Here is a 12,256-nt window from a genome sequence, read left to right as displayed (position 1 = left end):
CCCAGTGACGTTCTGCCTGATCAGAGCTTGTGCGGCTGGTTGGTCTGTGCCACCTCGTGCTACGTCATCCAAAGGCGTCCGGCCACCTGTTGGCCACCGAGACAGGTGCTGCGGGCAGCAAGGAACCGGATCACCCGGGTCGTGGGCCTCCCACAGACCCTCCTGTCGGCGTCGCCGAAACAGCCTCAGCGTCGCGCGAGAGTACCGACAGCCGCAAGGAGAACATCGCCCTTCAAGCGGGGCGCCGGCGTAATCAGGCGCTGGTGGCGCTGCTACGACGAGGACTTGCATGCCCCTGTCGCCGAGACGGTCAACATCCCTGCGTTCGAAGCCGCCTGCTCTTTGACCTCGTCCGGCACAGGCGCCACACCGGCCGTGACAGACCACTCCCCCAGATTGAGAAAGGCGCCGAACGCAGGACTCATCTCCATAAGATCGCCATCAAGGCGCCAACCCCGTTCCTCCAGAAGACGGACCCCTCTCAGCAGTTCCTCTTTGCCCGGGATCCTCCGGCTGAGCGCCGTGCCATTGACCACGCACTCGCGCCCAAGAGGGTCCTTCGCGACAACAAGACCCTCCCCTACGCCTCCGAAGGCGTACCGAAGATCCTCCACCACCCGAGCCCGGGTCTTCTCTGTGGCCTCGGAGGTCGAGGGGTGCGACGCCTTCGCTCGTGTCCGCTCGGACGACGGAGCCGACGCCTCTGGACTTCCTCCGCAGCCAACCCCCAACAGCCCCACCATGAGCACACCGGCAACAGCGAAACCAGCGTTCCTACCCATTTCCCCCACCTCGATCAGGGCTATCAATTTCAGCCCGCCCAGACCTGTCCACCGCGCTCTTCGAGTACCTGGAATCTTCCCTGACCGACAGCGCAGGCACTCCGCGCTGGGCATGCTCAGCCCGGCGGAGTACGAACTCCGCACCCCGCCAGTTGCCTGAAACCAAGCATCTCGACTCCCCCCAACTCGGGGCAGTCCGGAGCCTCCATCAGGCCCGGAGCGGTTCGCCCGCACCGTCTCCGCCGAGACCTTCACTACGGCGCGCTGCGCCTCAGCTTGATGAACGCAGCTCGCGGTACTTCGCGGACAGGAGCGGACCGAGGTGTTCGACGACCTCGTGTCCCGGCTCGTGCCGGTAGGGCAACTGGTCCAGGAACGATGTCACGATCACTTCGGTGACGCCGGGGATTCCTCGTCCCAGCTGCCGCTCCAGGAACTTCAGGGTTGCCCGCCAGTCAGGTGTATCGGGGCCCCTGCCGAGGTAAGAGTCGACAACGGCCGGTGTCACGTCCAGCCCGAAGAAGACGTGAGGCAGTGGCTCGCCCTGGTTCTCCACGTGGATCTCGTACAGCTCACCGAACTCGGGTACGACCGCGACGAGTTCTTCCAGAAACCGGACATCGTCACCCATCAGCAGTTCCCCAGTCGTTGCGTACAGCCACGGCCCCGTCAGGTGCTCGGGTTTCTCCACAGATGTCGCTCGTCCAGGGTCCCGAACCGCACGTCTCCGCGTTCAAGGTCGACGAGAATGGGCCAGCAGTCCAACAGCTGCTCTCTCACATCACGCGAGGCGAGGTACTGCACAGAGTTGTAAGGCACGATCAGGAGCCCGTTGCTCTCACGGACCCGCTCTGCGTCGATGGCAAGTGGCGGCTCGTAGTCGCGCTGGCTGGCCTTGAGAAACGCCACTGCGAGCTGCAGGGCTTCGTCCTGCAGCATCATCCCTCTCCAGTCCGTCGGCACGACGAAGGCACCCTAACCGACCTGGGATGATCTCCGCGTGGCTGGTGTGATCACGGCGTCGGAGCCGTCCTGGATAGCCACATTCACCGGGCCTAGCCCCCGAGCCTTCGGGAAGCTGGTGACGGTGGTGCACCGCCAGGGCGCGGACGCTGTCCGCAAGGGCCGATCCTGGGGCGCTTCCCTGGAAGACCGGGCGCTACTGGTCACGGTCTACTGGCGTACGAACTTGACGATGTGCCAGCTCGCCCCACTGTCGGGGTGTCCAAGTCGGCAGCGGACCGCTCATCGACCATCTCGGCCCGATGCTCGCTCTCCAGCCCGCAAGCGGTTCACCAAGGACACCGTGCTCATCGTGGACAGCCCACTGGTCCCCACCCGCGACGACACCATCGCCTGGTCGTCGCAGTCGGCCGGCCGCTCGGCGGGAACTGCAACGACTGCAAGGCATGGGAGGAGTCCGGCGCCAAGGCTGCCGTCGGCGACACTCTCACCATCGCCGACAGCGGCTACCCAGACACCGGACTCGTCATCCCGCACCGCCGCGAGCGCGGCCAGCCCGAACCCGGACTGGAAAGAGGAACACACCAAGTCCCACAAGCAGGTCCGGGCCGCGTCGAGCACGTCTTCGCACGGATGAAGACTTGGAAGATCCTCCGCGACCGCCGCCTCAAAGGCGACGGTGTCCACCACTCCATGCTCGGCACTGCCCGGATGCACGACCTAGCCCTCGCCGGATAGGCAAGCGGGCCGCACGGAGGCCGACCGTGCCCGAGGCAACCAGGAGATCATTTACGGGACACCCCTTACGAGCTCGTGCACGGTTGACGGTGGCACGTTGCCAGCTTGATCGTTAATCATGGTCTGCGTGGTGGGGAACCGGGCGCATGCGACAACACCCAGAGCCAGCGATTCACCGGGCTGACCTCCAACGTGATCGCTGAACTCGTCGCAAAGATCGGCCTGTTGTAACACGAGCGCCACCAGGCGATGCTCGTTTCGCGTCCTCGGTGCAGGGCCCTGGGCGCTGGCGCCAGACATGAACCGGCCTTCATGGACCGTCTGTTGGCCAAGAAGGACCCGCCCGGGTGGTACGAGGAGATGCACAAGCGCCCGCGCAAGGCCCACTCCTCACGACGCATCCCGGTCGAGCACGGGCTCGGCCATCTGAAGAGTTGGCGGTCTCTCGCCCGACACCACGGCTGCCGCAAGCACATGAGCGACATCATCCGGGCCGTTGCCAGGCCCCTCTCCGACCAGCAAGCCGCCGCGACAGCGAGCGGTACGCGAATGTAAACACAACGGCCCGCCCACGGTCTTCGACGTGCCACCGCCAACCGTGCACGAGCTCGTCAGGGAAGTGTCTCCACTATGCAGACCGCACAAAAGGCCGGGCGCCTGGGACACCACCTGCGGGTCGGAGATCGGATACTCCCTGACTCACGCTGCACAAATGGCCACCGGATGGCCACCGAGGATCACTCCGAATCTCGATACAGAAGCCCTTAGAGCCATGACCTCGCAGGCCACATCGACGCATCCCAAAAAACCGGACACAGACCATGAACCGGCGACCTACGCATTTCGATGCCCAGGCCAAAGGCCCAACCTGGGGTTTACCACAGAGCCGCCTTCGGGATTCGAACCCGAGACCTACGCATTACGAGTCGAAAGAACCTCTTGACGATCTTCCTCGATCCTGCTTGATCTATCGTGTTTATGCAGGTCATACGGTGTGTGGCGTCCCGCCCTTGCTGGGTCCTTCTCGATCCTTCTCGGCCCTTCCGTTCCCCCAGGGTTCCCCTTGGTTCCCCCGGACGGCCCCACGCAGAGCAACTGCGACAGCCGCCGACAGCAGATTCGCTGGCGAAAGCGGGGAATACGAACCTTGGAGCTACGCACGTCCATTGAGGCGAGAAGAGCTTCGCGTCCCCTGCACCCGGGGCGGAGCCGATGACCGTTCTCGCAGGTCAGCCGCGTGGCAATAGCGTGGCGCAATCGCGACCTACGGACCCCCACGACGGAGCCCTGCGGATCCCGCGTCAGTTGCTCGGACGCTGACATTGCGACGTACTTGGGCGCGAGCCTCCGTTTCCCCGGGCACCGATCCCCCAGTGGCTCCGCTCCTACTCCGCCGGACCCGTTGTCCGCCCTCGCTGGTGCCGACACAGCAGCTGTCGCCAGTTCGCATCCGATGCACTTGGCGGCGCCCGTGCCGTTTGTGCTTGGCGGCCGACCACCCGTGTCTCATCGGCTGGCCAGTGCTGCCTGGGTGAAGCGCGCTAATCCTCGGCTGGGGTGGGGGCTTGGGGGAGGCGTAGTTGGAAGCATGCTCCGAGGGTTCGGGGGGTGAGGGTGAGGGTGCCTTGGTGGCGGTGGGCCAGGTCGCGGGCGATGGCGAGGCCCAGGCCGGTGCCGCCGTGGTCGCGGGAGCGGGCGTCGTCGAGCCGGACGAAGCGTTCGAAGATGCGCTCGGCGTCCTCGGTGGGGATCCCCGGTCCGTCGTCCTGCACCGTGAGGTCGACCCGGTCGTCCTGGTTCCGGACGGTGATCTGGATGCGGTGTGCGGCATGGCGGGCGGCGTTGTCGACGAGGTTGCGCAGCAGTCGTTCGTATTCGTCGGGGTTTCCGAGTACGTGGGCGGGGGCGGTGCTGTCGCAGGTGAGGGTCAGCGGCCGTTCGGTGAGGGGGTATTGCTCGGTCAGCCGGGAGGCGAGGGCTGTCAGGTCGACGGTGTCGGGGCCGGCTTTGGGGGTGCGGGTGTCGAGGCGGGCGAGGAGCAGCAGGTCTTCGGCGAGGGCCTGGAGGCGGCGGGTCTGTCGTGCGGCGGTGGTGGCCGCGGCGGGCCAGTCGGTGCGTTCCGGGTAGGCGAGCGCGACTTCCAGGCTGGCCAGCAGTGTGGTGAGGGGGCTGCGCAGTTCGTGGGCGGCGTCCGCGACGAAGCGGCGCTGCTGGGCGGCGGCGGCGTCGAGGCGTTGGAGGGTTGAGTTGATGGTGGTGGCCAGGGCGGCGATCTCGTCCCCCGTATCGGGGACGGTGACGCGTTCGCGGGGGTCGCTCGCGGTGACCGAGGCGGTGAGGACGCGGATGGCTTCGACCGGCCGCAGCGCGATACGGACGGCGAAGTAGGCGACGGCGGCGATCAGTACGAGGCCGACGAGCCCGGCCCGCAGCAGCAGGAGGTCGGTGGCCTCGGTGATGGTCCCGGCGATGTCCTCGGCTGCGTGCGGGAGCACCACCACGTAGACCCGCAGCTGGGCGTCGGCGGCGACACCCAGAGCGGCGACTGTGTCGCTGCTCAGTTCATCGGCCCTGACATCGTCGTACATGACCTGGTAGGTTCCGCCGTCCTTGCCGAACCGGTCCCCGGGTGCGGAGTCGGGGCGCGCCGGCAGGCGCACGGGACGGGTCGTATAGCCCCAGTTCGGCCCCTCGTCCGGTGGGGCGGGCAACTCGGCCTTCGGTGGGGCGGGCAGCACATGGCGAGTGCCGGGATCGAACTCCTCCATGCCTCCGCCGTAGGCGACGGCGGCGCGTCGGCCGGTCGCGACGATCTCATACGGCACGGTGCTTCGGCGAGCGGGAACCGCACCCTTCTCCAGCTGATCGACGAGAGCCAAGAACTGTTTCTGCGTCTGCCCTTGGGCGATCCCTGTGCTCTCGCGGTAGACGTCGTGGTGTACCCACCAGCCGATGCCGGCCAGGATGACGGCGGCGGCCGAGGCGGCGGCCAGGGCCGTGCGGGCCCGTACCGAACGCGGCCACCAGCGGCGTCGCGGCCCGGTCGCGTTCACGGTTGGCCACCAGCGGCGTCGCGGCTCAGTCGCGTTCACGGTCGTCCACCAGCCGGTAGCCGGTACCCCGCACGGTCTGCAGGGACTGCCGGTGGAACGCGGCGTCGACCTTCTTGCGCAGTGCGCTGACACGCGCCTCCACCAGGTTGGGATCCCATGCTTCATCGGGCCACGCGTGATACAGCAGATCCGCTTTGGAAACCGCCTGGCCCGCCCGGCGGGCCAACACCTCCAGCACGGCGAACTCCCGGGGTGTGAGGTCCACCCGGACCCCGGCCCGGCGGCAGATGCGGCCCGCTACATCCAACGAGAGGTCGCCCACGGCAAGGACGGGCGGGACGACCGCGGCGGCTCGTCTGACCAGGGCCCGCAGCCGTGCCACGAGCACCATGTAGGAGAAGGGCTTGGCCAGGTAGTCGTCGGCCCCCGTGTCCAGGGCCTCCGCCTGATCCCAGTCGCCGTCCTTGGCGGTGAGCACCAGGATGGGGGTCGCGTTGCCCTCCCTGCGCAACTGGGCGCAGACCTTGTAGCCGTTGAGCCCGGGCAGCATCAAGTCCAGTACGACCAGGGCGTATTCACCGGTCCGGGCCATCCACAGCCCCTGCCGGCCGTCATGCGCGAGGTCGACGCTGTAGCCCTCGGCGCTCAGACCGGTGTGCAGGGTGTGGGCAAGGTCCACCTCGTCTTCGACCACCAGGATCCGCATGCGGTGCAGCCTCGCACAGCGCCGGCCCGCCTTCCTGATCGGCCGGTCAGGTTGGATCAGCATCCGGTCAACGGGATCCCGGCACGCTGGCGGAGTTTCCTCGCCGCTGCTGAAAGGCCTTGCCACACGTGTCCGTTGATGAACGTGCCCCCGCCGCGGCCAGGACGGTTTCCCCTCCCGCACCCGCCCGTCGGCCATCACCGAGCCCAGTCACGCCACAAGCGAAGGGGAAGTCCGAGCGGGCGGGCGAAAGCGAACTCTTGTCCTTACGAGCCGACATGAGGAACACCGCGTCAATGGCGAAGCGGGCGGCGGCAAATTTACGCCTGACCAGCAGAAACACAGCGATTACACCCGGAAGACAACAAGTTCTCGGACAGCCTCCAGGGGGAGACTTGCGCAGACAAGTGAAAAGAACGTGCGCGGCCACGATCGCCACGGCGGCAGCCGTGGCGATCGTGGCGGGCATGACCGGCCCGGCGTCGGCGGAGGCCGAGCGTTCAGCCAATGACCTGGCCGGCGCCTCGGCCGTGCAGACCGCGCCCAAGCACCGCATCACCCTGATCACCGGCGACCGCGTCGTCGTCGACGCCAAGGGCCGTGTCATCGGCCTGGAGCGGGCCAAGGGCCGTGAGGGGATACCTGTCCAGATCCGCAAGGCCGAAGGACGCACCCTCGTCGTGCCGGCCGACGCCGCGCGGCTGATCGCCACCGGCAAGCTCGACCAGCGGCTCTTCGACGTCACCGAGCTCAACAAGTCGGCCAACCGCAAGGCGCAGAAGCAGGGACTCAAGCTGATCGTCGGCTACCGCGGCGCGGCCGCGGCGGCGAAGGCGGACGTCCGTGACGCAGGTGACACCGAGGTCCGCAGGGCTCTCAAGTCGCTGAACGCGGACGCGGTGCTGACGCCCAAGGGCGACGCGCCCGACCTGTGGGCCGCTGTCACCGACGCGGGGTTCGACGGCGCGAGGACCGCCTCCGGTATCGCCCACGTGTGGCTCGACGGGGTCCGAAAGGCCAGCCTCGACAAGTCCGTTCCGCAGATCGGCGCCGACAAGGCGTGGGCCGCCGGGTACGACGGCAAGGGCGTCAAGATCGCCGTCCTCGACACCGGTGTCGACAGGACCCACGCCGATCTCAAGGGTCAGGTCGTCGCCGAGAAGAACTTCTCCACCGCCGCCGACGCGATCGACAGGTACGGCCACGGCACGCACGTGGCGTCCATCGTGGCCGGTACGGGCGCCAGGTCCGCAGGCAAGTACAAGGGCGTCGCGCCCGGAGCCAAGCTGCTCAACGGCAAGGTGCTCGGCGACGACGGCTACGGCGACGACTCCGGCATCATCGCCGGTATGGACTGGGCGGTCGAGCAGGGCGCCGACATCGTGAACCTCAGCCTGGGCGGCGTGGACACTCCCGACATCGATCCGCTTGAGGCCCAGGTCAACAAGTTGTCCAAGGAGAAGGGCACCCTCTTCGCGATCGCCGCGGGCAACGACGGGGCCGAGCAGACGATCGGCTCCCCGGGCAGCGCGGAAGCCGCGCTCACCGTGGGCGCCGTCGACGACAAGGACAAGCTGGCCGAGTTCTCCAGCATGGGCCCCGGCCTCGATGGACAGATCAAGCCCGACGTGACCGCGCCCGGCGTGGACATCACGGCGGCCTCGGCCCCGGGCAGCGTCATAGCCAAGGAGGTCGGCGAGAAGCCGGCCGGCTACGTGAGCATCTCGGGTACGTCGATGGCGACCCCGCATGTCGCGGGCGCCGCGGCGATCCTGAAGCAGCAGCACCCCGACTGGACGTACACCCAGCTCAAGGGCGCGCTGACCGGCTCCGCCATGGGCGGCGCCTACACGCCGTTCCAGCAGGGTTCGGGCCGGATTCAGGTCGACAAGGCCATCAAGCAGACCGTGGTCGCCGACCCGTCGTCGGTGACCTTCGGCCTCCAGCAGTGGCCGCACACCGACGACACGCCGGTTACCGAGAAGGTCACGTACAAGAACCTCGGGACGACCGACGTCACGCTGACCCTCGCGGTGGCGGGCACCAACCCGAAGGGGCAGGCCGCACCGGCCGGCTTCTTCACGCTCGGCGCGAAGACGCTGACCGTCCCGGCGGGCGGCTCGGCCTCCGCCGACCTCACTGTCAACACCAAGCTGGGCGGCACGGTCGACGGCGCCTACTCCGCGTACGTTACCGCGACCGGTGGCGGCCAGAGCACACGCACGGCGGCGGCGGTGCAGCGCGAGGTGGAGTCGTACGACGTCACGCTGAAGTTCCTTGGCCGTGACGGCAACCCGGCGAAGTACTACGGCAGCAGCCTGGACGGTGTCTCCGGGCTGGCACAGGGCAAGTGGTACGCGCCCTACGACGAGTCCGGCACCGTCAAGCTCCGTGTTCCCAAGGGCGGTTACATCTTCAACTCGTCCGTCTACGTCGACCCGGATGACTCCGCCAAGGGCTTCGACTGGGTGGCGCAGCCGAAGCTGAGCATCACCAAGAAGGCCACGATCACGGTGGACGCGCGGACCGCCAAGCCGGTGGACATCACCGTGCCCGACGCGGCGGCGAAGTCGGAGGCCGCCATGCCGTTGTACACCGTCGGCGTGCCGGACGGCAGCCTCTCGTTCGGCTGGTCGCTGGACTCGTATGCCAACTTCCGTACCGCGCACGCCGGCCCGCCGGTCACCGACGGCACCCTGTACCAGCAGTGGGGCGGTCACTGGGCCAAGCCCGCCGAGGAGTACGACACCCTCGCCGGCGGCAAGGTCAAGCAGCTCGCCACCGGCTACACCAAGCACTACAAGGCGAGTGAACTGGCCACGGTGAAGACCGGTCTGGGCGCCTCGTCGAGCGGCAAGAAGGGCGTGATCTACGCCTGGGGCGAGCTGCCCGGCAGTACGAGCACCTTTGCGCCCGGGGTCCAGCAGACGCTGCCCGGCACGCGCACGCTGCGCCTGTCCACCGCGGGCGGGGCGAAGTGGAAACTCGACTTCGAGCAGCACGGCGGGGTCGACGAGTCCGGCTTCCCGATCGTCGAGGCCTTCTACACGCTCGGCACCCCGCAGACCCTCAAGGCCGGCAAGAGCTACGAGAAGACCTTCAACACGGCTGTCTTCGGCCCGCGCGTCGGCCCAAGCCTCGGTATCTACCGCGAGGGCAACGGCATCTACGGCTCCCTGCCGCTGTTCACCGACGGCAAGACCCACTCCGGCTCCTCGCTCTACTCGTCGGCCACCACGACCCTCTACCGCAACGGCACCAAGGTCGGCTCGAACAGCGACCCACTGGAAGGGGCGGGCATCTTCAAGGTCCCGGCCGGCGACGCCGCGTACAAGCTGACCACCTCCGTCAAGCGCAGCGTCAAGGTCGCCGCGGCCTCCACCCGCGTCGACGCCAGCTGGACCTTCCGCTCCAAGAAGGTCGACCTGGCCAAGCTGCCCGCGTCCTCGATCCGCTTCGACGCGGCCGTCGGCCTGGACAGCAGGGCCCCGGCCAACAAGAAGGTCTCCGTCCCGGTGACCGTCCAGGGCTCGGCAGCGGGCTCGAACCTGAAGTCCCTGTCGGTGTACGTGTCGTACGACTACGGCCAGACCTGGAAGAAGGTCACCGTCAAGAACGGCAAGATCGCGGTCACGAACCCGGCCAAGGGCAAGGGGATCTCGTTCCACGCCAAGATCGCCGACAAGAAGGGCAACAAGTCGACGATCTCGATCTACAACGCGTACTACGGGAAGTGACCTGATCCGGTGGATCACCGACAGATTCGCTGAACGCACTCATACACGGACGGCCCGCCGTAATCAGGGCTCCCATCACCGGGGCGACTTCAACAGTGTCGGTACGCGCGAACCCGAGTACTGGCCGACGACTACACCGCTACGCACGACAGCCCCTCCGAGAGTGCGGCCCGACGCCATGTTCCCCTTACGTTCCCCTTGGCTCGCGCAGGAGGCCCCTCGCAACCCGCTCCAAGGAGAATGACCAGTTCAAAGGCTCGGCGGACGAATCTTGCGGCAATAAGCAACCCGCCGACCTACGCATTGCGATCCACAGAGCACGAGTATCCGATTCACCCGAATCCCAAGGTCAACAAAAGCAAATAACCCCAGGTCAGGGGCCTGACCTGGGGTTTGCTTTGGAGCCGCCTTCGGGATTCGAACCCGAGACCTACGCATTACGAGTGCGTTGCTCTGGCCATCTGAGCTAAGGCGGCGCGCTGTCCGCACTATGGTGCGATCAGCAACGTCGGTAAGTCTACACAGTTTCCGAGGTGCTCCGAACCAGGTGCCGGAGGGCCCCGGAGCGCGGCCGGGCCCGGCCGGCTCAGAGCTCCGGATCAGGCCGCTGAGCAGCGCTTTCCGTCCGTCGGGGGCGTGCCGCGGAGGAGGTAGGCGTTGATCGCGGAGTCGATGCACGCGCTGCCGCGGCCGTACGCGGTGTGGCCGTCGCCGTCGTACGTGAGGAGGCGGGCGGAGGAGAGCTGGGAGGCGAGGCCCTGGGCCCAGCGGTACGGGGTGGCCGGGTCACGCGTGGTGCCGACGACGACGATCGGGGCGGCGCCCTTCGCCTCGATACGGTGCGGTCCGCCCGTCGACCTCACCGGCCAGTACGCACAGTTCAGCGAGGCCCACGCCAGGGCTCGGCCGAAGACCGGCGACGCCTTCTCGAAGGCCGGGAGGGCCCGTTCGACCTCCTCGGGGGTGTTGTAGGCGGCCGGAAGGTCGAGGCAGTTCACTGCGGCGTTGGCGTACATCAGGTTGGAGTAGGTGCCGTCGGGGCCGCGTTCGAAGTAGCTGTCCGAGAGGGCGAGCAGACCGGCACCGTCGTCCTTCCGCACCGCCTCGCCGAGCGCCTGGCGCAACCGCGGCCAGGCCCCCTCGTCGTACATCGCCGCGATCACCCCCGTCGTCGCCAGGGACTCGCCGAGCCGCCGCCCGTCGGTGTCACCGGTCGCGAGCGGCCGCGCGTCCAGCCGCGCGAAGAGGGCGCGCAGATTCTTGGCAACCTGCGCGGGCGTACGCCCCAGTACACAATCCTTCCGCCCCACACAGTCCTTCGCGAAGGCCTGGAAGGCGGTCTCGAAGCCCGCCGTCTGCTCCTGGTTCAGCCGGTGGGCGGGCAGCGACGGATCCATGGCGCCGTCCAGCACCAGCCGGCCGACCCGCTCGGGGAACAGTCCCGCGTACGTCGCCCCGAGGAACGTGCCGTACGACGCACCGACGTACGTCAGTTTCTCGTCGCCCAGCACGGCCCGCAGGATGTCCATGTCCCGGGCCGCCTCGACCGTGGAGACATGCCGCAGCACCTTCGGCGCCCGCTCCCCGCACCCCTCCGCGAACCGCTTGTACGCGGCGACCAGCCCAGCCGTCTCCTCCGCGTCGTCCGGGGTGAGGTCCGTCTGGGTGTACGTGTCCATCTGGCGGCCGGTGAGGCATTCGACCGGCTCGCTGCCGGCCACGCCCCGCGGGTCGACGGCCACCATGTCGTACCGCGCCCGCACCTCGGCCGGGTAGCCGATGCCCGCGTACCCCTGCACGTACCCGACCGCCGATCCGCCCGGCCCACCGGGATTGACCAGCAGCGAGCCGAGCCGCTCGCCCGGTCCCGTCGCCTTCTTCCGCGAGACGGCCAGTCCGATGTCGCCCTCGCCCGGCTTCGCGTAGTCGAGGGGCGCCTTCATCGTGGCGCACTGGAACCCGGGGATCTCGCAGTCGCGCCAGCTCAGCTTCTGCCCGTAGTACGGGGCCAGCACCGACGGGGTCGCCCGGGGCAGCGCGCCGAGGGCGGGGCCCCCGTCCATCGCCGTGGCCGCCGTGGTGGAGCCGCCGGGGGAGCAGCCCGCGGCGAGAAGCGCGGCGGCAGCGAGCAACGCGCCGCCGGCCCGCAGGGAGCGATGCGGCCGGGAAGTACGCCTGGTGTGCATCTCGCGAGCGTAACCAGAACCACTCAATTCATCACGAACAGCGACGAACGCTCCTCGTACGAGTGACGAGGTCAACCAAACGCACCACCGG

The 12,256-nt window shown here is 68.0% G+C and carries 8 protein-coding genes, 1 tRNA gene and 1 pseudogene; 3 read left to right on the top strand and 7 right to left on the bottom strand.

The features are described 5' to 3' along the window. Window positions 1–272: 272 nt before the first annotated feature. From ACZ7MG_RS14085 to ACZ7MG_RS14075, 3 genes are all read right to left on the bottom strand, one after another. A complete protein-coding gene (locus tag ACZ7MG_RS14085) occupies window positions 273–782 on the bottom strand; it encodes a hypothetical protein (RefSeq protein ID WP_471390396.1) in 510 nt (169 codons plus the stop codon). A 271-nt stretch (window positions 783–1,053) separates the two neighbouring features. Next, window positions 1,054–1,413: a DUF7674 family protein gene (locus ACZ7MG_RS14080; RefSeq protein WP_471390394.1), complete on the bottom strand. Its 360-nt coding sequence runs from the start codon at window positions 1,411–1,413 to the stop codon at window positions 1,054–1,056. A gap of 38 nt (window positions 1,414–1,451) precedes the next feature. Next, window positions 1,452–1,745, bottom strand: a complete 294-nt coding sequence (locus tag ACZ7MG_RS14075) for a YrhB domain-containing protein (protein WP_471390393.1) — start codon at window positions 1,743–1,745, stop codon at window positions 1,452–1,454. Between the two features lie 37 nt (window positions 1,746–1,782). Here ACZ7MG_RS14075 and ACZ7MG_RS14070 point away from each other — a divergent pair. Both ACZ7MG_RS14070 and ACZ7MG_RS14065 read left to right on the top strand, forming a co-directional pair. Further along, window positions 1,783–2,483 (top strand): annotated as a pseudogene (locus ACZ7MG_RS14070) (transposase family protein). A gap of 312 nt (window positions 2,484–2,795) precedes the next feature. Beyond that, entirely contained in the window at window positions 2,796–3,038 is a 243-nt protein-coding gene (locus ACZ7MG_RS14065; protein ID WP_471390392.1) for a transposase, read from the top strand. A gap of 986 nt (window positions 3,039–4,024) precedes the next feature. Here the strand turns inward: ACZ7MG_RS14065 and ACZ7MG_RS14060 are convergent. Together ACZ7MG_RS14060 and ACZ7MG_RS14055 are read right to left on the bottom strand one after the other, a co-directional pair. After that, window positions 4,025–5,536 (bottom strand): sensor histidine kinase, encoded by a 1,512-nt coding sequence (locus ACZ7MG_RS14060; protein WP_471390389.1) that lies wholly within the window; start codon window positions 5,534–5,536, stop codon window positions 4,025–4,027. A 25-nt stretch (window positions 5,537–5,561) separates the two neighbouring features. Continuing rightward, window positions 5,562–6,242 carry a response regulator transcription factor gene (locus ACZ7MG_RS14055; RefSeq protein ID WP_471390656.1) on the bottom strand — a complete coding sequence of 227 codons (681 nt, stop codon included), beginning with the start codon at window positions 6,240–6,242 and terminating at the stop codon, window positions 5,562–5,564. Window positions 6,243–6,649: 407 nt separating this feature from the next. On the opposite strand from ACZ7MG_RS14055, the gene ACZ7MG_RS14050 reads away from it, so the two are divergent. Beyond that, the gene (locus ACZ7MG_RS14050; protein ID WP_471390387.1) at window positions 6,650–9,979 is read left to right on the top strand and encodes a S8 family peptidase; all 3,330 of its coding nucleotides are present in this window, start codon (window positions 6,650–6,652) and stop codon (window positions 9,977–9,979) included. A gap of 399 nt (window positions 9,980–10,378) precedes the next feature. Here ACZ7MG_RS14050 and ACZ7MG_RS14045 read toward each other — a convergent pair. Both ACZ7MG_RS14045 and ACZ7MG_RS14040 read right to left on the bottom strand, forming a co-directional pair. Then, window positions 10,379–10,455 (bottom strand) — tRNA-Thr (locus tag ACZ7MG_RS14045). 123 nt (window positions 10,456–10,578) lie between these two features. Continuing rightward, window positions 10,579–12,165, bottom strand: a complete 1,587-nt coding sequence (locus ACZ7MG_RS14040) for an alpha/beta hydrolase (protein ID WP_471390384.1) — start codon at window positions 12,163–12,165, stop codon at window positions 10,579–10,581. Between the last annotated feature and the right edge of the window lie 91 nt (window positions 12,166–12,256).

It is taken from the genome of Streptomyces sp. NPDC107538, assembly GCF_055657445.1.
The sequence above is the reverse complement of the archived record's forward strand: the minus strand, read 5'-3'. Positions and strand labels throughout refer to the sequence as shown.